The sequence below is a fragment of the Micromonospora sp. NPDC047557 genome, from assembly GCF_043205095.1.
In the GTDB taxonomy this organism is placed as follows: domain Bacteria; phylum Actinomycetota; class Actinomycetes; order Mycobacteriales; family Micromonosporaceae; genus Micromonospora.
Window position 1 is genome coordinate 985,973 of the sequence record NZ_JBIDDK010000001.1, and the last position, 20,740, is coordinate 1,006,712.

At 71.0% G+C, this 20,740-nt stretch carries 23 protein-coding genes; 10 read left to right on the forward strand and 13 right to left on the reverse strand.

Features of this window, described 5'->3' with window-relative positions:
- Positions 1-128: 128 nt before the first annotated feature.
- Positions 129-671, reverse strand: a complete 543-nt coding sequence (locus ACGGAQ_RS04555) for a type 1 glutamine amidotransferase domain-containing protein (RefSeq protein WP_393044568.1) — start codon at positions 669-671, stop codon at positions 129-131.
- A gap of 180 nt (positions 672-851) precedes the next feature.
- Between ACGGAQ_RS04555 and rfaE2 the strand changes: the two genes are divergently transcribed.
- Both rfaE2 and ACGGAQ_RS04565 read left to right on the forward strand, forming a co-directional pair.
- Entirely contained in the window at positions 852-2,648 is a 1,797-nt protein-coding gene (rfaE2, locus tag ACGGAQ_RS04560) for a D-glycero-beta-D-manno-heptose 1-phosphate adenylyltransferase (RefSeq protein ID WP_393044570.1), read from the forward strand.
- On the forward strand, positions 2,645-3,523 hold the full coding sequence (locus ACGGAQ_RS04565; RefSeq protein WP_393044572.1) for a glycosyltransferase: 879 nt from the start codon (positions 2,645-2,647) through the stop codon (positions 3,521-3,523). Before rfaE2 ends, ACGGAQ_RS04565 begins: the two co-directional genes overlap by 4 nt.
- A gap of 7 nt (positions 3,524-3,530) precedes the next feature.
- Here ACGGAQ_RS04565 and ACGGAQ_RS04570 read toward each other — a convergent pair whose 3' ends face one another.
- The 3 genes from ACGGAQ_RS04570 to ACGGAQ_RS04580 are packed head-to-tail and all read right to left on the reverse strand — an operon-like array spanning position 3,531 to position 5,697.
- Entirely contained in the window at positions 3,531-4,637 is a 1,107-nt protein-coding gene (locus ACGGAQ_RS04570; protein WP_393044573.1) for a glycosyltransferase family 9 protein, read from the reverse strand.
- Positions 4,638-4,645: 8 nt separating this feature from the next.
- Positions 4,646-5,194, reverse strand: a complete 549-nt coding sequence (locus tag ACGGAQ_RS04575) for an Hsp20/alpha crystallin family protein (RefSeq protein WP_393044575.1) — start codon at positions 5,192-5,194, stop codon at positions 4,646-4,648.
- Positions 5,191-5,697, reverse strand: a complete 507-nt coding sequence (locus ACGGAQ_RS04580) for a DUF2231 domain-containing protein (RefSeq protein ID WP_393044577.1) — start codon at positions 5,695-5,697, stop codon at positions 5,191-5,193. The genes ACGGAQ_RS04575 and ACGGAQ_RS04580 overlap by 4 nt, the downstream gene beginning before the upstream one ends.
- Before the next feature lie 165 nt (positions 5,698-5,862).
- On the opposite strand from ACGGAQ_RS04580, the gene ACGGAQ_RS04585 reads away from it, so the two are divergent.
- Entirely contained in the window at positions 5,863-6,480 is a 618-nt protein-coding gene (locus tag ACGGAQ_RS04585; protein ID WP_393044579.1) for a pyridoxamine 5'-phosphate oxidase family protein, read from the forward strand.
- A gap of 54 nt (positions 6,481-6,534) precedes the next feature.
- On the opposite strand, the gene ACGGAQ_RS04590 is transcribed toward ACGGAQ_RS04585, so the two are convergent.
- Positions 6,535-6,939, reverse strand: coding sequence for a VOC family protein (locus ACGGAQ_RS04590; protein WP_393044581.1), 405 nt, complete (start codon positions 6,937-6,939; stop codon positions 6,535-6,537).
- Between the two features lie 134 nt (positions 6,940-7,073).
- Here ACGGAQ_RS04590 and ACGGAQ_RS04595 point away from each other — a divergent pair, with 134 nt between their 5' ends.
- Positions 7,074-7,604 (forward strand): 2'-5' RNA ligase family protein, encoded by a 531-nt coding sequence (locus ACGGAQ_RS04595; protein WP_393044583.1) that lies wholly within the window; start codon positions 7,074-7,076, stop codon positions 7,602-7,604.
- Positions 7,605-7,633: 29 nt separating this feature from the next.
- Here ACGGAQ_RS04595 and ACGGAQ_RS04600 read toward each other — a convergent pair whose 3' ends face one another.
- Complete coding sequence (locus ACGGAQ_RS04600; protein WP_393044585.1) at positions 7,634-7,879, reverse strand: hypothetical protein; 246 nt, start codon at positions 7,877-7,879, stop codon at positions 7,634-7,636.
- An 89-nt stretch (positions 7,880-7,968) separates the two neighbouring features.
- On the opposite strand from ACGGAQ_RS04600, the gene ACGGAQ_RS04605 reads away from it, so the two are divergent.
- The 6 genes from ACGGAQ_RS04605 to ACGGAQ_RS04630 are packed head-to-tail and all read left to right on the forward strand — an operon-like array spanning position 7,969 to position 15,784.
- Positions 7,969-8,223 (forward strand): hypothetical protein, encoded by a 255-nt coding sequence (locus ACGGAQ_RS04605; RefSeq protein WP_354854706.1) that lies wholly within the window; start codon positions 7,969-7,971, stop codon positions 8,221-8,223.
- A complete protein-coding gene (gene eccD, locus ACGGAQ_RS04610; RefSeq protein WP_393044587.1) occupies positions 8,220-9,548 on the forward strand; it encodes a type VII secretion integral membrane protein EccD in 1,329 nt (442 codons plus the stop codon). Before ACGGAQ_RS04605 ends, eccD begins: the two co-directional genes overlap by 4 nt.
- Positions 9,549-9,561: 13 nt before the next feature.
- Positions 9,562-10,500, forward strand: a complete 939-nt coding sequence (locus ACGGAQ_RS04615; protein ID WP_393044589.1) for a MinD/ParA family protein — start codon at positions 9,562-9,564, stop codon at positions 10,498-10,500.
- A gap of 15 nt (positions 10,501-10,515) precedes the next feature.
- Complete coding sequence (gene eccCa, locus ACGGAQ_RS04620; RefSeq protein ID WP_393044591.1) at positions 10,516-14,475, forward strand: type VII secretion protein EccCa; 3,960 nt, start codon at positions 10,516-10,518, stop codon at positions 14,473-14,475.
- Positions 14,475-14,834, forward strand: a complete 360-nt coding sequence (locus ACGGAQ_RS04625; protein ID WP_393044593.1) for a hypothetical protein — start codon at positions 14,475-14,477, stop codon at positions 14,832-14,834. The genes eccCa and ACGGAQ_RS04625 overlap by 1 nt, the downstream gene beginning before the upstream one ends.
- Positions 14,819-15,784: a DUF6177 family protein gene (locus ACGGAQ_RS04630; protein WP_393044595.1), complete on the forward strand. Its 966-nt coding sequence runs from the start codon at positions 14,819-14,821 to the stop codon at positions 15,782-15,784. The genes ACGGAQ_RS04625 and ACGGAQ_RS04630 overlap by 16 nt, the downstream gene beginning before the upstream one ends.
- Here ACGGAQ_RS04630 and ACGGAQ_RS04635 read toward each other — a convergent pair.
- The 7 genes from ACGGAQ_RS04635 to ACGGAQ_RS04665 all read right to left on the reverse strand — a co-directional run bounded on the left by ACGGAQ_RS04635 (position 15,781) and on the right by ACGGAQ_RS04665 (position 20,604).
- Positions 15,781-16,476, reverse strand: a complete 696-nt coding sequence (locus ACGGAQ_RS04635) for a hypothetical protein (RefSeq protein WP_393044597.1) — start codon at positions 16,474-16,476, stop codon at positions 15,781-15,783. The two genes, ACGGAQ_RS04630 and ACGGAQ_RS04635, sit on opposite strands and share 4 nt — an antisense overlap.
- A 118-nt stretch (positions 16,477-16,594) precedes the next feature.
- A complete protein-coding gene (locus ACGGAQ_RS04640) occupies positions 16,595-16,945 on the reverse strand; it encodes a hypothetical protein (RefSeq protein WP_393044599.1) in 351 nt (116 codons plus the stop codon).
- On the reverse strand, positions 16,945-18,894 hold the full coding sequence (locus tag ACGGAQ_RS04645; protein WP_393044601.1) for a hypothetical protein: 1,950 nt from the start codon (positions 18,892-18,894) through the stop codon (positions 16,945-16,947). The genes ACGGAQ_RS04640 and ACGGAQ_RS04645 overlap by 1 nt, the downstream gene beginning before the upstream one ends.
- A complete protein-coding gene (locus ACGGAQ_RS04650; protein WP_393044603.1) occupies positions 18,891-19,250 on the reverse strand; it encodes a DUF6507 family protein in 360 nt (119 codons plus the stop codon). Before ACGGAQ_RS04650 ends, ACGGAQ_RS04645 begins: the two co-directional genes overlap by 4 nt.
- Positions 19,251-19,288: 38 nt before the next feature.
- Positions 19,289-19,594, reverse strand: a complete 306-nt coding sequence (locus tag ACGGAQ_RS04655; protein WP_393044605.1) for a pore-forming ESAT-6 family protein — start codon at positions 19,592-19,594, stop codon at positions 19,289-19,291.
- A gap of 18 nt (positions 19,595-19,612) precedes the next feature.
- On the reverse strand, positions 19,613-19,948 hold the full coding sequence (locus ACGGAQ_RS04660; RefSeq protein ID WP_266248208.1) for a hypothetical protein: 336 nt from the start codon (positions 19,946-19,948) through the stop codon (positions 19,613-19,615).
- A 296-nt stretch (positions 19,949-20,244) separates the two neighbouring features.
- Positions 20,245-20,604, reverse strand: coding sequence for a hypothetical protein (locus ACGGAQ_RS04665; RefSeq protein ID WP_393044608.1), 360 nt, complete (start codon positions 20,602-20,604; stop codon positions 20,245-20,247).
- Positions 20,605-20,740: the final 136 nt, after the last annotated feature.

Genomic DNA, 20,740 nt, shown 5'->3' on the forward strand with positions numbered 1-20,740 from the left:
CCCCACCCCACCCCCACCCCACTGCCCACCCCATTGATCATGAAGTTATTGCCACGACACGCCGGGCGGGACGGCAATAACTTCATGATCAACCGGGGTGGGGGCGGGGCCGGCCGGGGCCGGCCGGGTTAGGGGGTTGCGAAGGTTTGGGTGATCTTTGCGCAGAAGGCGGGGAGGTCGTCGGGCTTGCGGCTGCTCGTCAGGTTGCCGTCCGTCACGCACTCCTCGTCGACCCAGGTGGCGCCGGCGTTGGTCAGGTCGGTGCGCAGGCTGGGCCAGGAGGTGATCCGCCGGCCACGCACCACGTCCGCCTCGATCAGCGTCCACGGGCCGTGACAGATCACCCCGACCGGCTTGCCGGCGTCGAAGAACGCCTTCACGAACCGCACCGCGTCCGGGTCGGACCGCAGGAAGTCCGGGTTCGCCACCCCGCCCGGCAGCACCAGCGCGTCGTACCCGGCGGCGTCCGCCTTGTCCGCGGTGACGTCCACGTCGTACGTCTTGGACTGGTCCAGGTGGTTGAAGGACTGGATGGAACCGGGCTTGAGCGAGACCAGTTCGGCCGTCGCGCCGGCGTTCTCGACCGCCTCGCGCGGCTGGACGTACTCGACCTCCTCGACGCCGTCGGCGGCCAGGAAGGCGATTCTCTTGCCCTGCAGTGTCGCTGCCATCTCGGTACATCTCCTCTCGGGGGTACCTCAATTCCCTTCCCGGCCTCCAACGCCCGAAACACCCCACGCCGGCACGACAGGCACCCCGCCGACGAGGGTGGGACGAAAGGTCCTGGACCTGCGGCGCAGCCGGTCCCGGCGCGGGGTTTGTCCCGAGGGCCGCTGGGGACCCGGGGAGGCATGGCAGGAGCAGCAGCGGAACAGCGCCGGCTCGCCACCGTCGTGGAGAGCTGGCTCGGGCGCCCGGTCCTGATCGTCGGCGACGCGATGCTGGACGAGTGGCGGTTCGCCGACTCCGACCGGCTCTGCCGGGAGGCGCCCGCCCCGGTCCTCACCCTGCGCCGACGGATCTCCGCCGCCGGTGGGGCCGCGAACACCGCGGTCAACGTCGCCACCCTCGGCGGTCGGGCCGTGCTGGTGGCGCCGGTCGGCGCCGACGTCGCCGGCGACGAACTGCACGACTGTCTGGACCGGGCCGGCGTCTGGGACCGTACGGTCAACCAGCCCGGTCGGCCCACCCCCGTGAAGCGGCGGATGCTCGCCGGCAACCAGATCCTGCTCCGGGAGGACTCCGGCGACTCCGACGACGCGCTCGACCCGGACGGGGTGGACCGGCTGCTCACGGCGCTGAACTGCGCCACCGAGGAGCTGCGCGCCGCTGCCGGCGGGGAGGCGCCGACCCTGGTGGTCTGCGACTACGGCCTGGGTGCGCTGCCCGCGCCGGTCCGCGCGTGGCTTGTCGAACAGCGCGAGCGGTACGCCACTGTCGCGCTGGACGCCCACGACCTCGCCGACTGGCGAGGGCTCGCGCCGACGGTGGTCACCCCCAGCTTCGCCGAGGCGACCCGGTTGCTGGCCCGTGCCGGTGGCCCGAACCGCTCGACCGCCGGCACCGACCTGCACCTGGAACACCCCGACAACGATCCGGCCGACGGGCCGTCCGAGCTGAGCGTCGGCGCCGCCCCGGGCGGGGCCCGCGCGGACGACCGGCCCGGCCCGGTCGGCGAGCCGACCCTGAGCGAGGGTCGGGTGGCCCTGACCGGCGACGGCCTCAGCGTCACCGGCACGGGCGTCACCGTGAACACCGAGGCCGGAGCGGGCGTGGACCGGGCCGTACTGGCCGAGTCGCGCCTCGCCGAGCTGCGCGCGCACACCGGCGCGGACGTGGTCGCGGTGACCCTGGACACCGACGGCGCGGTGGTCGGCGGCGCGGACGGGGAACGGCGGCGCAGCCACAGCACCCCGGTCCCCGCGAGCCACGCGGTGGGCGCGGGGGACGCGTACCTGGCGGCGATGACGCTGGCCCTGGCCGCCGACGCGCCGCTGCCCACCGCCGCGCAACTCGCCCAGCTCGCGGCCACCATCACCGTGTCCGACACCGGCACCTGCGTGTGCCTGCGCAACGACCTGCTGGCCGCCCTCGACATGCCACCGGAGACCGCCGGGCACCCGGCGGTGGTCGGCACCGACGAACTGGACGCGATCGTCGCCGAGCATCGCGAGGCGGGCCGGTCCGTGGTGTTCACCAACGGCTGCTTCGACGTGCTGCACCCTGGGCACGTGCGCTACCTGGAACAGGCCCGCGCCCTAGGCGACCTGCTCATCGTGGCGGTCAACTCGGACGGCAGCGTACGCCGGCTCAAGGGGCCGGACCGGCCGGTCAACCCGGTCGAAGACCGAGGTGCCCTGCTTGCCGCGCTGTCCTGCGTGGACCACGTGGTGGTGTTCGAGGAGGACTCGCCCGCCGCGCTGATCGAGGCGGTCCGCCCCGACGTGTACGTCAAGGGCGGCGACTATCCGCCGGAGCTGGTGCCCGAGGCGCCGCTGGTGCGCCGACTCGGCGGTCAGGTGCGCACGCTGGGATACGTGCCGGACCGGTCCACCTCGGCGATCATCGACCGGATCCGGTCACACAGCCAGGACCCGTCGTCGCACGCCACCGACCCGTCGCTGAGCCCTCGCACCCAGGCGTCGTGAACCGGCCGCTCGCCCTCGGCAGCCCGGCGGAGTTCCGTGCCGACCGGCTGGTCGACGTGTTGGTCCCGACCCGTAACCGGCCCGCCGAACTGGCCGTCACCCTGGCCGGGCTCGCCGCCCAGGGCGGGGTTCCCGGCTTCGGCGTGGTGGTCAGCGACCAGTCCGACGGGGATCCGGCGTACGCCCATCCCGCCGCGGCCACCATGGTCCGGGCGCTGCGCCACGCGGGCCACCCGGTGCTGTTGACCCGCCGGCTGCCGCGCCGCGGGCTGGCCGAGCACCGCGCCTACCTGCTCGCCGCGTCCTCCGCCCGGTACGTGCTCAACCTCGACGACGACGTCTGGCTGGAACCCGGGGCGCTGCATCGGCTGGTCACCGCGATCGAGGAGCTGGGCTGCGGGTTCGTCGGCAACGGCGTGCACGGCCTGTCGTACACCGAGGACGTACGACCGGACACGCACCGGCACTACGAGGAGTGGGCCGGCCGGCCCGTCCCGGAGCGGATCCGGCCGGGCACCCCCGAGTGGGACCGCGCCCGCATCCACTCGGCGGCCAACCTGCTGCACGTCACCGCTGAGCTGGCACTGCCGCCGGGGGCGTGGCGGGCGTACAAGGTGTCCTGGATCGGCGGGTGCGTGCTCTACGACCGGGCCAAGCTCGTCGACTCCGGGGGCTTCGACTTCTGGCGGCGGGTGCACGAGAGACACCAGGGCGAGGACGTGGCCGCCCAGCTCGCGGTGTTGGCCCGCCACGGCGGGGCGGGCATCCTGCCCAGCGGCGCCTACCACCTGGAGACCCCCACCACGGTCACCGAGCGGGACGTGGAGGCGTGGGAGGTCGTCCTCGCCGACGAGGACACCCCACAGCCGGCCTGAGCGCCGCCTACGGGCTGAGCAGTTCGCGGGCCGCTTCCAGCACCTCGGCCACCGGCACGTCGGTGACGAACGAGTCGCGGTGCGGGCACTCGCCGTCACCCGGCCGGTGCGGGTAGATGCCCGGCGTGCAGTCCACGCCGCAGACCGGGCAGTGCACCGTCCAGGAGCTGATCGGCCGGTGCCGGCCACGCAGCGGCGTGGCCGTGTTGATCAGGTTGCCGACCCAGAAGATGCCCACCGTCGACGTGCCCACCGCAGCGGCCAGGTGCAGCGGACCGGTGTCGTTGGAGACGACCAGCGCGCAACCGGCGTAGCAGCCGGCCAGCCCACCGAGACTGAGCGTGCCCACCTGCGGCCGGACCGGCACCCCCGCCGCCGCGACCACCTGGTCCACCACCTCACGCTCGGCGGGCGTACCGGTCACCAGCACCTCGTACCCGTCGCCGTGCAACGCACGGGCCACCTCGGCGAACCGCTCGGCCGGCCAGCGGCGGCGGGTGTCGGAAGCGCCCGGATGCAGCGCCACCCGAGGGCGCGCCGGCGGGCCGAGCACCTGCTCGGCCTCGGCCCGGTCCGCGTCGGTGACGGCGAGTGTCGGCACGATGGTGGTCGCCGGAGCGCCCACCAGAGCCACCACCTCCAGATAGCGGATCACCTCGTGCTGGTAGTACACGTAGCGGATCCACCGGTCCAGCGGCGGCGCGTCCTCCGCGCGCAACCCGACAGTCACCCGGGCACCAAGGCGGCTGATCAACGGGTTGGAGTTCGCGCCACCGCCGTGGGCCTGCACCGCCAGGTCGAAACCCTCGCCGCTGGCCGCCGCCACGAAGTCATCCATCGTGGACGCCGGCTCACCGGCCTCCGGCTCCCGAATGCCGGGGCCCGGCGGCACCACCAGCACCCGGTCCACCGGGCCGGGCCGGTCGCGCCAGAGCTTCGCGTGCCACGGCGCCCCGAGCAGCACGATCTCCGCCGAGGGGTACGCGGCGCGCAACGCGTCCAACGCCGGCAGGACGAAGATGAAGTCGCCGAGGGCGTTGGCGCGCAGCACCGCGATCCGGCGCACGTCTTCGACTCGCCCCGCCGTCGGGCCGAGCAGGGACGGGGTGACCACGTGGCGCGCTACTCCCGGTCGATCTCGCCGACGCTGTCCGGGTGGTGCAGCTCCCGGTCCGCGGCGGGATCGGCCGCTATCGGCGTACCACCGGAGAGGCCGCCCGACCGCGGCCCGCTGCGGCCGACGGTGATGGTGCGCGCCGTGGGCCGCGCGGCCCGGGGCAGCCGGACGCGCAGCAGCCCGTGGTCCATCACCGCGTCGATGCCCTCCGGGTCGACCCGGGACGGCAGGTCGATGCGGTACTCGAAACCGCGCGTCTCGAAGCCCCCGGGAATGCCCTGCTCGGCGTTGACCTCCGCCTCGGAGCGGGCCCGCACGCACAGCTCGCGGTCGTCCAGCTCGACGGCCACCTCCTCGGGCGCGACGCCCGGCAGCCGGACGACGACCTGCCAGCCGTCCGCGGTCTCGGTCAGCTCGACGTCGGACGACCCGGCCCGGCCGCCGACCAGCCGGCTCAGCTCGGCGCGCAGCGACTGCAGCTCGCCCATCGGGTCCCAGCCCTGTTGCCGGCCGCGCCACCCCCGGCCGAAACCGCCGGTCTGCTGCTCGCTCATCGCACGTCTCCGATCCGCTGGGTGGCCGTGGTGGGCCGCAGTGAGCTGGGCGCATCCAGACCGGCGTCGCGGTCGACGCCCACACCGAGCCGGTCGACCAGCTCCCCGCCGAGCCACGCGCTGATGCCGAGGATCGCCACCGCGACGACCTCGATGGCGATCAGCGCGCCACCGGCGGCCCGCGAGTCGGCGTTGAGCCGGACCGCCCACACGGCGGCGAAGAGCAGGATCACCGCGACGTTGGCGCCCGCGTGCAGCAGACCCACCCGCTTCGCGCGGGTGCCGGTCGGGATCGCCAGCAGGTCGAACGAGCCGGCCGCCGCGGCGAGCAGGCCGCCGATCAGGCCGACGGTGATGTTCCAGTACGCGACCTCGCCGAGGAAGTCCGGCCCGCCGACCGTGTCGACGATGTCGAAGAGCACCGCGGTGACCAGCAGCGCGACCGGGAACATGACCAGCATCGGATGGACTGGGTGCCCCAGCACCTTGAGTCGACTCTCCATCTCCCGGCCTCCACTGGTCGGCTTTTCCTGCGGACGGTACGAGCGGCGGGCGTGTCGGGTGAGGCCGTACCCCGGGCGACCGGGGGCAAACCTCGCACTGGCCACGCGGGCCTAGGCTGGCGACGGTGGCGCCGCCACCCGGGTCAACGGCTGGGGGAGGATCGCGTGACGGTGGAGATCACTTCGCACGAGGAACTACGCGAGCTGCTCGGCACGCCGAGCGCGCGCGCCGCCAACAAGGATCGCGCCCGCCTGCACGAGCGGGACCGGCAGTGGCTCGCCGCCGCGCCGTTCTGCCTGATGGCGACGGCCGGCGCGGACGGCAGCTGCGACGTCTCGCCCAAGGGCGACCCGGCCGGGTTCGCGCTGGTGCTGGACGACACGACCATCGCGCTGCCGGAGCGGCCGGGCAACAAGCGGGCCGACGGCTACCGCAACATCCTGGACAACCCGCACGTCGGGCTGCTCTTCCTGATCCCGGGGCGCACCGACACGCTGCGCATCAACGGGCGGGCCCGCCTGGTGAGCGACGCGCCCTGGTTCGACGACATGGTCGTCAAGGGGCACCGGCCGGTGCTCGCCGTGGTCGTGGAGATCGAGCAGATCTTCTACCACTGCGCGAAGGCGTTCCTGCGGTCCGCGCTGTGGCAGCCGGAGACCTGGGAGCCCGAGGTGCTGCCGTCCCGCGCCCGCCTGATCAAGGAGGTCGAGACGCCCTCCGAGAGCCTGGAGGAGCTGGAGAGGCACTACGGCCCGGAGTACGCCACGAAGATCTACGTCTGATCCCGTGGCCGGGTCAGGCCGGCGTGCCGAACGACCCGGTCGCCGGGGAAACGGTCACTCCGGGGTGACCGACACCATCCACAGGTGGCCGTCCGGGTCGGCGAAGACGCCCGCGTACCCCCATGGTTGGGTGGTCGGCTCGCTGACGACCTCGCCGCCGGCGACGCGCGCCCGCTCGACGACCGCGTCCGCCTCGGCCGGGGTGGCGGCCCCGAGGCCGAGCAGGCACTCGCTCTGCCCCCGCGGGGCGACCTCGTGCCCACCGATCACCCAGCCGAAGCCGCCGGTCGGGATGAGCATCAGGCGCAGCCCGTCGTTGACCACGAACTGCAACGGCTCCGGGATGCCGTCATCGGCCAGCTCACCCACCGCTTCGAGGCCGAGACCGTCGCGGTAGAAGCGGTAGGAGGTCGGTCGATCGGCGATCGGCAGACTGATGATCATTGGCGCGGCGGGCATGGACGGCACCTCCACAGGTCGGACGGACACGGCCACCGGATCGGACAGTCAGGACCGCGTTTCCAGTATGGAGAGCGGGACTGACACTCGTAACGCTGTAGACCAGCACCGGCCATGATCGGGAAACTGCCGGGATGGAACCGACACAGACGGCGCTCATCGTGCCGATACCCGAGGCCGAGGAAGCGGTAGGCCGGTTTCGGGAATCTCTCGACCCGGCTGCCTCATGGGGTGTGCCGGCACACGTGACCGTCCTCTACCCGTTTCTGGCTCCGCAGCAGATCAACGACCAAGCCCTGACCCTGCTGCGTAAGGCCATTGCCGGCATACCGCGGTTCGACGTTGCGCTGACGCACATCGACTGGTTCGGTGACACGGTCGTATGGCTTGCACCGCAGCCAGACCGTCCGTTCCGGGACCTCACCGCGGTGGTGTGGCAGCAGTTTCCCGAGACCGCCCCATATGCCGGGGCGCACACCGAGGTGGTGCCGCACCTGACCATCGGCCAGGACGCCCCCAAGCCCACACTGAGCCACGCCGCGGAAACGGCCTCCGCGCGGTTGCCGATCAACGCGGCCGTCGACATGGTTCGACTCATCGCCGGAACGCCGGGCCTAAGCCCTTGGCGCACCGTCTGCGAGTTCCCACTGGGGGCGGATCTTTGAGGACGTGTCGGCCTTCCTCGGCGTATCGGTCAGCACGACCAGCCGGACGGATTGCCGAACGACTCGCGGGAGATGCCGGAGCCGGTCTCCGGCCACGAACCGAACCGGTCGTTGTGCAGGTGGGCGAAGAAGTAGCAGAGACTCTCGCACTCGGCGTCGAGCACGGCGAGGGCCGGGGTGGCCCGGACGGCCTCGTAGTAGTCGCGGCCGAGCGCGACGATGAAGCCCCGGCAGTAGAGGAAGCCGTCGGTCACCTCGTGGATGTCCTCACCCACCTCATCAGCGCGCGGTCGCGGCGTGCCGACCCGGCACCCGCGAGATCGCGTTCCCCGATCGAATTAGCGCCCGTGGATAGAATCGAGCCGTGGCTCGGGAATTCGACACTCAGCTCATCGAGTCGGTCGCGGTTCGTCGCGCCCGCATGCGTGAGCTGCTGCTGTGGGGCCGGCAGCGCCGGGTCCGCGCCACGGGTGACGGGTTCCGGTGGTTGCGTACCGGTCTCGTGCTGGCGGCGGTGGCCTGCGCCGTGTGTGTCGGCTGGTCCTTCCTCCAGAACGTCGTCGCCGAGCAGCAGAGGGCACGCAACCCGGCACCGATCCAACCCACGGGTCCGCGATGACCCAACCGCGGACCCTCGCCTCCGCCGGTCACCTCAGTCGGGTGACCCTGGCCGGGCCACACCGACGCATCGACCTCGTGCTGCCCGCCGACGAGCCGCTCGGCCTGCTGCTGCCCGAGATCGTCGCGCTGGTGGGCCACCCGCCAACGGACGATTCGCGGGGCTACCAGATCAGCACCCTCGACGGCACGGTGCTCGACCCGGCCGGCAGCCTTCGGCAGGCCGCCGTGCCCGACGGCGCGCTGTTGCGGGTCGACCCGATCTCGGAGGCGCCGCCGGCGGCGATCGTCCACGATGTCTCCGACGAGGTCGGCGACGACCTCATCCGGCGGCGCGGCCGGTGGGGTGACGCCGCCCGCACATGGACCGCCACCACCGCCTGCCTGGTGGCCGCCGCGGTGGCGGCACTGCTCGCCAGCCCGCATCTCGGGCCTGCCGCGGTCAGCGTCGGCGGCGGCGCGGTCGCCCTCGCCGGCCTCCTCGTCGGGATGGGGGGCAGACGCAGGATCGGGGTGGCGGTGCTCTTGAGCGGCGCCGCGATGGTGATGACCGCCGTGCCCGGCTGGACGGACACCCGTACCCTCCTCTGGGCACTGTGGACCGTGGTGATCGGCTGCACGGTCCTCGCGGTGGGTGCCGTAACGGGCAACGGGCGCGCTGGCGTCCTCGGTGGCGGCACGATGCTGGCCCTGGTCACGGGCTGGAGCGTGCCGCTGCTGCTCGGCATGCCCGCCGAGCGGGTCGCGGCGGTGCTGGCGATCGCGTCGGTGGGCATGCTGGGGCTGTTGCCGCGGTTCGCGATGATCACATCGGGCCTCACCCGTCTCGACGACCGCCGCAGCAACGACGAGCCGGTGAGCCGGGTATCGGTACAGGCCGCGGTGGACTCCGCGCATCGTGGGCTGGCCGTCGCGGCGATCGCGGCGGCGACCTCGGCGACGCTCGCCGGGCTCATCCTCGCGTCGACACCGGGCCCGTGGCGACTGGTGCTGGCAGCCCTGGTTGCCGGCGCCCTGCTGCTGCGGATGCGCGCCTTTCCCCTGGCGGCCGAGGTGGTGACGCTGGTGGCGGGCGCGCTGACCATCGGGGGTGGCTTGCTGTTGTGCTGGGTACAGGAGCGGCCCGGCACCTGGTGGGGCACGGCGGTGGCGGCACTCGGCGTCTGCGCGGTGGCCCTGGCGATCCTGGCGTACCGGCCGCCGCCACACGTCCTGGCGCGAGGCCGGCAGGTCGCCGATCGCGTCGAGGCCCTGACGGTGATGGCGCTGGTGCCCGTCGCCGTCGGGGTGTTCGGGCTCTACTCGCGACTTCTCGACACCTTCTGACTGAGGCGGTGGCATGAGCGCTCCACCGGTGCCGCGCACCGCGCCGCCGGCCGACCCGCCGGCGTCGGAGCCGGACGACCTGTCGATCGCGCGCAGGCCGCCCTCCGGCGATTCAGCGCTACGGCGTACCTGGCGCAGCGCCAGCCGGATGTTCGCCAGCGGCCGGCAGACCCGGGAACTCGCCGACCTCGCCGCCGAGGTGCAGGCACCCGTACACACCGGCCGGCGGATCGCGGTGGCCTCCGTGCAGGGTGGCGCGGGGAAGTCCACGCTTGCCGCGCTGCTGGCGTCGGTGTTCGCCGCGCGTCGCGCCGATCCGGTGCTCGCCGCCGACGCGGACCCGTACGAGGGCTCGCTGACCTGGCGGCTCGGCGCCCCGAGCGACCCGTCACTGCAACGACTGGCACCCGGACTGCTCGCGGGCCGGGGCGGCGACCTGCGCGACCTCGAACCACTCCTCCCACGCACCGGGACAGGTCTCTGGGTACTGCCGAGCGGCACCACCAACCCGAACCTGTGCACCGCGGTCACGCGCGCACTGTCGCGTCTCTTCGCCGTCACTGTCACCGACTGCCCACCCGGCCTGGAGGCCCGTACCCCGGCGGGGGTGATGGCCGACGCGCACGCGGTGGTGCTCGTCGCGGCGGCGACACCCGACGGGGTTCGGGGCACGTACCAGACGCTGCGCCGGATCGTCGACGACGGCTACGGGTCGTGGCTGGAGCGCGTGGTCGTCGTGTTGAGCGCGAGCAACCCGCACGGCCGCGCGACGCTGATCCACGGCGCCGCCCGTGAGCTGATCGAGCAGACCGGCGTACCGGTGGTGGTGCTGCCCTATGACCGTCACCTGGCCGCCGGTGCGCTCATCACCCCGTCGCGGATCGGCGAGGCGACACTCGTGGAGGCGACCCGCGCGGCCGCGCTGGCGCTGAGTCGCGCTCGGCGGATGTGACCGGAGGCCCCCCGCATGTCGACGCGCATGGTGCACCGCCCCGCCCGGATGGCCCGCCCGATGGCCGCGATGGATCCACTCGTGCTGGACCCGCCACCGCAACTGCCCGACGGCAAGTCCGCAATGGGACTCCAGGCGTTGCTGCCCATGGCCGGCGCCGGAGTGGCGATGAGCATGATGATGTTCCTGCGCGGCTCCGGCTTCGCGGCTCTGGGCGCCGTGGTCATGGTGGCGGCACTGGGCGCCGCCGGGGCGATGTACCTCACCCAGCTGGGCAAGGCCGGCCGGCAGCGCCGGGCACAGCGCGAGCGCTACCAGGACTACCTGGAGGAACTGCGCGAGCAGTTGCGCGAGACCGAGCAGCTCCTGCGCGAGGAGGCGAACCTCCTCGACCCGCCAGTGAACCGGCTGCTCGACGTGATCCGCAGCCCGGCCCGACTGTGGGAGCGCCGACGCGCCGACATCGACTTTCTGCACGTACGGCTGGGCATGGGTTCGCTGCCCGTCCGTACGATCGAGCTGCGCGAGCAGAGCACCCCCACCAATCCGCTCGATCCGTTCATGCGTCACGAGGCGCGCTCACTGATCCGCCGATTCGCGCTGGTACCCGGGCTGCCGCTGCGGGCGAACCTGGACTGCGCCGGGGATGTCAGCGTGATAACGCCGAACTACGCGGACGCCGTCGCCCTCGCCCGGGCGATCCTCGTGCAGGTCGCCACGTTCCAAGCCCCCGACGACGTGACGCTCGCGATCATCACCACCCCCGAGCGCGCCCGGAGCTGGCGTTGGGCACGGTGGCTGCCACATCTGCTCGACCGGACCTCGATCGGCCCGTCCGGCCCGACCCCGCTGCTGGTCACCACCGTCCAGACGCTCGTCGAACTGCTCAACGAGGATCTGGAGGAGCGGACCACCAGCGCGCTCAAGTCGTTCCGGCACGGTGTCGGGCGTACGGAGGCGAAGGCGCGGCCACGGCTGCTGGTCATCGACGACGCACACGGTGAGCTCGCCCGCGTGCTGGCCAGCCCCGACCAGACGGTCGGTCTGGCCAGCCTCGGCGTCACCGTGGTGCACCTGCTCGCCGACCGGCTGCACGAACCCGGCGACGTCTCCCGCCGGATCACCGTCGACGGCGATTCGGTCACCCTGGAGGATCTGACCGCGTCCAAGGCGGTGACCGTACGCGGCACCCTCGACGAGGCACCGGGCCCGCTCGTGGAGGGCCTGGCCCGCAGCATCGCGCCGCTGCGGCTGTCCGCCGACTCCTACGACGACGGCACCGGTACGCCACCGGCCGACTTCCAGGACCTGTTGGGCCTGTCTGACCCCACGAACCTGGATCTGGTCGACCTCTGGCGGCCGCGGGGCGAGCGGGATTTCCTCCGCGTCCCGATCGGGGTCAACCCGGCGGGGCGTCCGGTGCTGCTCGACCTCAAGGAGCCAGCGCAGCTCGGGATGGGGCCGCACGGGCTGTGCGTCGGAGCGACCGGTTCGGGCAAGAGCGAACTGCTGCGCACGCTCGTGCTCGCCCTGGCGGCGAGTCACCCGCCGGAACGGATGGCGATGGTCCTCGTCGACTACAAGGGCGGGGCCACGTTCGCGCCGTTCAGCGAGTTGCCGCACCTGGCCGGGCTGATCACCAACCTGGTCGCCGACGCGGCGCTTGTGGAACGGATGTACACGAGCCTCGACGGCGAGGTGCAGCGCCGCCAGCAGGTGCTCGCCGACGCCGGCAGGGTCACCGACATCACCGAGTACCACCTGCTCCGCGCGGCGCAGGGCGAGCACACCGACCTGCCCCCGCTGCCCCACCTGCTCGTGCTCATCGACGAGTTCGGCGAACTGCTCGCCGCCAAGTCCGAGTTCATCGACCTGTTCCTGCGGATCGGACGGATCGGGCGGTCGATCGGCGTGCACCTGCTGCTGTCGAGCCAGCGCGTCGAACAGGGCAAGATGCGCGGCCTGGAGAACTATCTCGCCTATCGGATCGGCCTACGGACGCTCACCGAGATGGAGTCGCGGACCGTCCTCGACACAGCCGACGCGTTCCACCTGCCGCCGTTGCCCGGGAACGGCTACCTGAAGGTCGACGTGTCGATCTACCAGCGGTTCAAGGCCGCCTACGTCTCCGGCCCGCTCAGCAACGGCGCAGACGCCGAACTCGCCCCGATCGTGGGGCCGCTGGCGAAGCCGATGCCGGTGTTCGGCACCGCGCGCACCGACGCCGACGAGAGCGTGCCCGAGGAGCCGAAAGCTTCCCGGCGCACCACCGGGCCGACCCTACTGTCGACTGTGGTGCGGCAGCTGGCGGCGAGCGGGCAGCGGGTCCCGGCGATCTGGTTGCCGCCCCTGCCACCCATGCTCACCCTCGACGAGGCTGGCGGCGGGGTGCTCACCACACCGGACGGCGTACGCCTGGGAACCGGGTCGCGCCCCGGCGTCGGGTTGCCGGTTCCGCTGGGTCGTCTCGACGATCCCGCCCGTCAATGGCAGGGCCCCTGGGTGTTGAATCTCGCCGGGAGCGGCGGCAACCTGCTCGTCCTCGGCGGGCCCGGCAGCGGCAAGACGACAGTGCTGCGTACCCTCGCGCTCGGCCTGGCCACCACCCATCGCCCCATCGATGTCGGCATCTACGGCATCGACCTGCTGGGAAACGGCCTCTCGGGGCTTGCCGGGCTCCCGCACGTCGGCGGCGTCGCCAACCGCGAGGACCGCGAGCGCGTCCGTCGCGTCGTCGACGAGGTGCACGCGATGCTCGCCCAGCGGCAACGCGTATTCAGCAGGCACCAGTTCGACACGGTCGAGGACCTGCGAGGCGCCGACGAGAGCGTGCGTACCGAGGTCGGCTGCGTCGACGTGGTGTTGCTGATCGACGGCTACGGCCAGCTCAACGCCGAGTTCGAGAGCCTGGAATCCAAGGTGCACGACCTGCTCGCCAGGGGCGGCCGCTACGGCATCCACGTGATCGGCACCGCCCGCCGGTGGAACGAGGTCCGTGCCGCGCAGCAGGTCGCCTTCGCCAACCGAGTCGAGCTGCGGCTCACCGAGCCCGCCGAGTCGAGCATCGACGGCAGGCAGGCTCGGGGCGTCCCACCGGATCAGCCTGGCCGGGCTCTCACCAGTGAGAAGCTGTTCGCCCAGGTGGCGCTCCCCCGACTGGACGGGGTTCCGGACCCGGCCAACGCCGGTCTGGTGGCGGCCGCCCGGTTGGTGCGAGCAGCCTGGACGGGAGCACTGCCGCCACCCGTCCGGGTCCTTCCCGCCGTACTCCCCGTGGCCGACCTCGCCGGCACTCCCGCCGGCCACGGCGTGGTCCCCTTCGGTCGCTACGAGAGTGATTTCTCCCCCGCCGTTCTCGACCTGTTCGGTCGCGACCAGCACCTCCTCGTCCTCGGGGACCTCCGGACCGGAAAGACGAACCTGCTGCGGCTGGTCGCCGAAGAGTTGATGGGGCAGTACACGTCCGAGGAGCTGGTCTTCGCGGTGTTCGACCCGCGCGGCGTACTCGCCGACGCGGTGCCCGACTCCTACTGCGGTGGGTACGCCACGAACTCGGCGCTCGCCCAGCAACTGTCGAGAGCGGTCTCCGACGAGCTGGCGAAACGGCGGTCGTCCGAGTCGGCGCGCACCCGGATCGTGCTGCTCATCGACGACTACGAAATCCTGGCCGCGTCGGCCACGCAGCCGCTCGGCGCGCTGGTCCCGTACGTGGCGGCCGGCCGTGACACCGGGCTGCACGTCGTGATGGCCCGCCGGGTGGCCGGCGCCTCACGCGGTCTGTTCGAGCCGTTCCCGCTGGCCGTGCGCGAGGCCGGCTGCCTGAGCCTGCTCATGTCCGGCGACCGGACGGAGGGCCAGCTGTTCTCGGGCGTACGCCCCATGGTCCTGCCCACCGGACGCGCGCAGCTGATCCGCCCCGGCGACGGCCCTCGCATGGTGCAGACCGCGTTCGCCGGCCAGACGAAGGAGCACTGATGACGTTCGACACGGTGGCGCTGTGCCGCGCCGAGCCCGATCCGGCTGCGATGCTCGGTGCCCTGCTCGCGGCCGGTTCGGAGCTGAAGATGGACACGGTCGAGGCGGCCGGGCTGATGCGGCTGTTCGACCCCGGTGACGGGCGTCTGCTCCTGAGCGTCGAGACCGCGCGCCTGGTGCAGGTGCCGGGCGAGGCCGAGCGGTTGCTCGGTCTTCCGCTCGACGACTCCTTCGGCGGCCGGATCTGGTGGGTGGAGAGCCACGCACCGGCCGCGGACCCGCGGGCCGCGGACGTGGCCCGCCGTTTCACCGCCGCACTGGTCGAGATCACGGGAGGGCTGACATGGATGAGCCGATGAACGGCGCGACCGACACGATCACCGACCGGGCCGTCGTTCTCCACCAGGACCGCGTGGTGGTCGGCCTGGCACCCTGGCTCGCGGAAGCCGCGGTCGACGCGGTACGCGACGGACTGCTGCTCCAGGTCGTCACGCCGGCGGACGGCGTCATCACGTACCCGCTCGAGATGATGCTCGCCCAGGCACAGGGACAGTGGGTGGTGCGGGCCGGCGGCCAGTACCGCGACGGGCTCACCGGCCTCCCGCTGCACTGGGACGGTCACCGCTTCGCCAGTGCCGACGCCTCGCAGCCCACCGGTTCGCCGCCCGCCGACGCACCGTGGACCGGCGGCCTGGAGATCCAGATCGTCACCCTGCACCCCGCCACCGAGGCCCTGCGACTTGGGGCCAGCACCGAAGCCGCCGTCCGTGCCCTCACCGGCGGCGATCCGGCCGGGTGGGGCGTCGGCGAACCGGTCACGGAGCCGTGGTCGCGCCACGAACTCACGGCGTTCTGTCGAACGCGCGCGCCGGCACCCACCAGCCTGACCGTCGTCGGCGGCGGGGGCAGGTCCGCCACACTCGGGGTCCTGACGGTCGAACGGGTCGACGTCGGCATCCGCGAACAACTCCGGCTGGCCGGCCCTGCCCTGTCGTCCGTCGACGAGACGACGATCGAGGAGCTCGCCGAGAAGCTGGCCGGCACGGCCCGCAGCATGATCGTGACCGTCCATCCGGGCCGGACCGGCGGGCTGCGGTCGAGCACGCCGAGCATGCCGGCGTTGCCGTGGGGCATCCTGGTCGGCCATCAGGAGAACCCCGTCGAATCGGAGCACGAGGTGGTCATGGGCCGCCCCTTGGGGCGGGGTGCCCGACGCGCATGGTGGTATCGACTCGACGGTGGCCCCGGCGCCCCGTACGAAACGCTCGGCGCGGTGCTACGCCGGTACGGCCTGGACGTCCCCCGCTAGAGCGGCTCGTGTTGGCGGTCGATGAACGAGCTCACGCTCTCCGCCTCGGCGCGGGTCTTCTCGTGGAGGCCCGGATCGTCTGCCAGACGATCGAAGTAGCCCTTCTCCTCCGGGCCGCCGAGATCCAGAATCGTCGGGATGGTGATGATCGTCAGACGCCACGGCAGACGAGGTGTGGCCGCCTTGAGCAGGTCGACCACTCGGGCTCGTACCGAATCGTCCAGGTGATCAGGCCCCACGCGGCGGAACCAGCGGACCAGACTCTCCGTCGCGCCTTGCAGGATGAAGAAGACCCATGATCGACCAATGCTGTCGATGACCTCGTCTGGTGGCGTCGTCCACGTGACGCCGAAGACGTCCTCCGGGTCCAGGTAGGCCTCGGCCCAGTCGCGCACCCTCTCGGGCGTGACGTCGGCAAGGGTCGGCATCGACTGCTTCAGCCGTGCGTACAGGATGAACCAGTAGTCATCGAAGAACGCCTTGGGAAGCCCCCAGTCGGTCTCGTCGCCGTAACGGTCCCGGACGTCCACCAGGTAGGCGAGGCACGTCTCCAACGCCCGTAGGGCTTCGACCTGCTGCTGCGGGCCGGGCGGCAGCTCGCGCGTCGCCTTCCCACGCTCGACGGGATCCGCCAGCCGCCATGGAACTGGCACGGCAGCCAGCATTTCGGGGGCAACCCAGGGACCGGTCACAGGAAATCAACTCCATAGGGCCTGAGGAGGGAAGCCACGTGCCGTCGGCGACGAACTAACGCATGCTCTCCGCCGCCAGTTTTGAGTGGACTGCCGGAGACGGCCAGCAACGGTCGGCTCAGTCGGTGGACTCGAGAATCTCCTGAAGACCTCTGACGAGGTACATGGGCCGGTAGCCCAGTCCTTTCAACTCACCGAACATTTTTCTCGCGGCGGGTTCGTCCAACTGACCTCGACGGAAATCCCGGACCGTTAACACATAGGGCATCTCCTCGAACGGGATCCCCGCGTCGTCCTCCAGCTCGTGGCCCACCTTGAAGTCGAGCGCCAGGTCCTCGGTCTTGCCCAGGTAGTCGGCGTAGGGCTTGTCGGATGGTTCGAAGGGGATACCTAGGGTGGAACTAACCTTGTCGGCCACCCGTTCCCGGTCGTCAGTAGACCCGAAATATATTTCCACGTAGTTCGGCATCAGGGCGTTGCCTGCCAATCCATGTCGAAGTCCGCACCCCAGATCCGGACTCTCGTGAGCTTCGCAGCGTTACCGGGGGACGCGTTGAGGAACGCGGCGAGGCCCTTGATCGCGTCGGCCCGGGTGAGTGGCGTATGCCTTGCGTCGATGATGATATTGCCGCCTTGACCTATGCCCGAGGTGGAACCAACAATCTCGTTCTTGATCGTACGGTGTGTCGGTGGGTCAGCCTTGACCGTCTTGAACTCGGTCGGCTCGCCGTTGACCAGCGAGTCGGCCGTACGCTCCGTCCCACGCGGGATCGGCTCGATGTCGTTCGGGCCCATTTGCGCCAACCGCTGGGCGATGGCCTCCTCGTCGGCGTTGAACCGAAACTTGGGATCGAGGTGATCCTGCCTGATCTGGCCCGGCCACGTCGCCGGGTCGTCGGTGACTCCGGCGGGACGCGGCTCCGGATCACGCAGGGCCGGCGGAGGCACGTGGTCGGTCGCCCTGGCAGGTGGGTCGGTCACCGGTGCCGGGTCATCGGAGGACTGTCCATTCGACGTGTCGTCCCTGACCGGTTCGCCATCCGGCGCGTTTCCATCCGGCGTACTGCCCTCCGGTGTCCCGCCGTGCGGCGTGTCGCCATCCGATGTCCCGCCGTGCGGCGTGTTGCCATCCGGTGTGCCGCCAGGCGGGTGGTTGCCGCCGGGGCCGTTGCCGCCGTCCATGTGCATCGCGTCGCCACCGCGAACGTTGGGCATCTCGACCTCGAAGCCACGCCCGAGCGGTACGTCGCCGGCGATCGCCGGCACCAGCCCGAGCCGCGGAATCTGGATGTCGAACTTCTTGGCGAAGTTGATGGCCACCTCGCCGACGGTGGGCAGCTTGTCGAGCCAGTTGCCCGTGCGGACCAGCGCCGCGCCGATCCGGGCGGCGGTGGCGCTGCCCCGGATGCCGTTGACGGCGGCACCCGCACCGCGCAGCCCGGAGCCGGCACCCTTCGTACCCACGACCGCGGAGACGATGTTGAAGGTGGCCATGCCGGCCGCCTTCGACTTGTCCTCGCCCCAGGTGTCGTACGCGATGATGCTCTTGCCCGCGTTGAGCAGGAGATTTCCCGCCTCACGCTTCTCCATGAACGGCATGCCGACCGTCTGGTCGATCACGATCGTCACCGGGTTGACGTAGATCGAGACCGCCCACACGAACTTGCCGAGGCCGAGCCACGACTGGCCGGCGGTGCCCCAGCTCCACTCACCGGTGGTCGGGTCCCGGCCAATCAGGCCGCCCAGATCCTCCAGCATGGTGACGAAACTTTCGCCGATGCCGACGAAGTACGCCCCCACGTCACCGAAGAAGCCGCGGTCGTGCTCCTCGTTGCTGCCCCAGGGCAGGGCGCCGTCCTCACCGGCAGCGGCGTTGAGCGTGTCGGCGGTGAAGCCGTACTCGCCGTCGTCGGCCTGGCCGTCGGCGTTGTCGGCCCGGTACTGGCGGCCGCCGTACAGCGCGTTGATCGTGTTGGCGCACTTGCGCTGCGCTTCGAAGAACGCGGCCACCTGTGTGTTCACCGAGGTGATCAGGCCGTTGTGCTGGTTGACCTTGCCCTCGTCCTCGCGCCAGTCCTCGTCGTCCTTGACCGAGCCGACGAACTGCTCCGCCTGGCCCTTCAGCGCCGCGAGTTGGGCCTTGATCTCCTTGACCTCGGTGGCGTACGTGGCCAGCGCTGCCCCGACGGCCTGGACGTCCTCGCCGACCGAGGCCGAGACCGTCCGTATCGGGCCGCTGGCGGCGAAGAGCTGCTCCGCCTCCGGCGCCTTGTATACGGCCGCCAGCCCCTGCCAGGTGCTGTCGACCGCCTGGCCGGTGTTGGCAAAGTCGCCGCCGGTGGTCTGGATGGTCTGGGCGTGGGTGGCCAGCGCGTCCATGTTGCCGGGGATCTGCGGAATCTCCCCCGGATTGATCATCGGGGCACCGCCTGACCGCCCGGCCCCGGCATCGTCGCCGACGGGTCGGGCGCGGCGGCTGCGCTGCGCTGCGCGTTCGCTGCCATCTCCAGATCACCTTCGACGTAGGCGTTCGTCGCCTGCGCCGCAGCCTGCATGCACGCCCCCGTGCGAGTGAACACGAACTCGAGATCCGTCCGAATCGACTCCACGAAGCCCTGAAGCGCCTGACCCACGATCTCCGAACTGGACTCGGTCGCGGATCCCTCCAGCGCCGAGTTCAAGCTCTTCATCTGCCCCTCGAAAGGGGTGGCCGCGGCATGTGTGCGAGTCAGGACGTCGCGCACTCCGCCGGGGGAGATGTCCCACGTGCTCACGCTCGTGCTCCCTCGTCAACAACTCGTCGGGTAACGGCTCAACCGATGGACTGCACCGCCGAGCGGGCCCGGGACAGCGTCGTGTTCGCCGTCTCATCGTTCTTCGTCATGGTGGTCTTGACCAGATCGATGATCGTGCGGACCTCGCCTGCGGCGCGGTTCCACCGCTCCTCGACGGTCCGGTACTCCTCGGACACACCGTCGGCCTGGAAGTCGGCCATGGCTGCCGCGACGTCGGCGCTGCGCTGAGAGATCACCGCCTCAAGCCGGGCGATGATGCCGGCGAGGTCGCCCTGGACCTGCTGGGACGTGCCGGTGTCGAAGCTACGTCGGTCTGTGCTCATGACTGTCACTCCCCCGTGTCAGCGACTGCTCGAGAACCTGGCCGCGTCGAAGTTCGCCGTGCCCGCCGTCGACGAGGCATTGTCCGCCATCTCGGTGTCGCCCTGACCGAATGCGGAGTCCATTCCACTCTGGCCGCCGAGAATCGCACCCAGGGCGGAGTTGAGATCAGCGGTGATCGAATCGGCGTTGGCCTTGAACGAATCGAACGCCACTCGCCCAGCCCCGTTGAAGTTCCCCTGCAACGGCTCCGCCGCAGCGATCAACTGCTTGATCAGAGAACCGAGATCATCGGAGGACCCCTGCGTCTGCTTGGTCAGGCTGCCGAGCGTCTGCGCTCCCATGTCGAACTTCATGCCGCTCCTCCCGCTCTGCGATCCAGCGTCCGCCATCAATGCTACGGGGTCCGCGCCACATCATCCTCAGCAGGTTCGAAACATGTCTATAACTACGGGTGATGCCCGAAAATCGTCAACGGGTCGCTGGGGAGCGCTATCGGCGGCTGTCCCGATGGAAGATCGAATATGGCGATCAGCGCGTACGGTCCTACGGCATAGATCAGGCACACCAAGAGCAGGTTCAGTCTTTGTAACCTGTAGTGGGGCACCTCTTGCGGACTAGATGCGGACCGCACGCCCACTGACGGCCGGCGCTACTCCTCCGCCGGCAAGTCGTCAAACCACCTCCGGGACGATGCGGGTACCAGCAACAGGCCAACGAGGACTGACGCACCAACGATCTGCAGCAGCCCGAACGCGTCAGCCCTGGTGATCGCGACGACGCCGTACAGAACGCCGGCGGTCGAGAAAACGGTCGTCCAAAACCGGGCCCGCCCGCTACCACGCCACAGGCCGTAAGCCAACGCAAGGAGAAGAAGTACCCCTATCAACCCGGTGGCCATGGATGGACCCTTCGAAAACATCGTCGTCGCCGCGAGCGCGGCGGCCACGAGCAAAATCACCGAGGCGGCGGCAACCGGCATAGGAACGCGTCGCTGACTTTGCTCGATCATCGGGCTCATGGTAGGCATCGTTTGCCCGGTCCACTAGCCCACTGGCCGCCTCGATCACCCGGCCACTGTTGACCGCTCAGATGCGGGCTCGGGTTCGGCGACCGCCGCCCACCGTCCCTTGTTCCGCAGGATGGCG

What these genes read in the sequence shown, in the direction of transcription:
- ACGGAQ_RS04615 (WP_393044589.1), top strand. Translation starts at nt 9,562, where the DNA reads ATGAGCGCTCCACCGGTGCCGCGCACCGCGCCGCCGGCCGACCCGCCG.
- ACGGAQ_RS04655 (WP_393044605.1), bottom strand. Translation starts at nt 19,594, where the DNA reads ATGAGCACAGACCGACGTAGCTTCGACACCGGCACGTCCCAGCAGGTC.
- ACGGAQ_RS04645 (WP_393044601.1), bottom strand. Translation starts at nt 18,894, where the DNA reads ATGATCAATCCGGGGGAGATTCCGCAGATCCCCGGCAACATGGACGCG.
- ACGGAQ_RS04590 (WP_393044581.1), bottom strand. Translation starts at nt 6,939, where the DNA reads ATGCCCGCCGCGCCAATGATCATCAGTCTGCCGATCGCCGATCGACCG.
- eccCa (WP_393044591.1), top strand. Translation starts at nt 10,516, where the DNA reads ATGTCGACGCGCATGGTGCACCGCCCCGCCCGGATGGCCCGCCCGATG.
- eccD (WP_393044587.1), top strand. Translation starts at nt 8,220, where the DNA reads ATGACCCAACCGCGGACCCTCGCCTCCGCCGGTCACCTCAGTCGGGTG.
- ACGGAQ_RS04660 (WP_266248208.1), bottom strand. Translation starts at nt 19,948, where the DNA reads ATGAAGTTCGACATGGGAGCGCAGACGCTCGGCAGCCTGACCAAGCAG.
- ACGGAQ_RS04625 (WP_393044593.1), top strand. Translation starts at nt 14,475, where the DNA reads ATGACGTTCGACACGGTGGCGCTGTGCCGCGCCGAGCCCGATCCGGCT.
- ACGGAQ_RS04640 (WP_393044599.1), bottom strand. Translation starts at nt 16,945, where the DNA reads ATGCCGAACTACGTGGAAATATATTTCGGGTCTACTGACGACCGGGAA.
- ACGGAQ_RS04595 (WP_393044583.1), top strand. Translation starts at nt 7,074, where the DNA reads ATGGAACCGACACAGACGGCGCTCATCGTGCCGATACCCGAGGCCGAG.
- ACGGAQ_RS04665 (WP_393044608.1), bottom strand. Translation starts at nt 20,604, where the DNA reads ATGATCGAGCAAAGTCAGCGACGCGTTCCTATGCCGGTTGCCGCCGCC.
- ACGGAQ_RS04555 (WP_393044568.1), bottom strand. Translation starts at nt 671, where the DNA reads ATGGCAGCGACACTGCAGGGCAAGAGAATCGCCTTCCTGGCCGCCGAC.
- rfaE2 (WP_393044570.1), top strand. Translation starts at nt 852, where the DNA reads ATGGCAGGAGCAGCAGCGGAACAGCGCCGGCTCGCCACCGTCGTGGAG.
- ACGGAQ_RS04630 (WP_393044595.1), top strand. Translation starts at nt 14,819, where the DNA reads ATGGATGAGCCGATGAACGGCGCGACCGACACGATCACCGACCGGGCC.
- ACGGAQ_RS04580 (WP_393044577.1), bottom strand. Translation starts at nt 5,697, where the DNA reads ATGGAGAGTCGACTCAAGGTGCTGGGGCACCCAGTCCATCCGATGCTG.
- ACGGAQ_RS04575 (WP_393044575.1), bottom strand. Translation starts at nt 5,194, where the DNA reads ATGAGCGAGCAGCAGACCGGCGGTTTCGGCCGGGGGTGGCGCGGCCGG.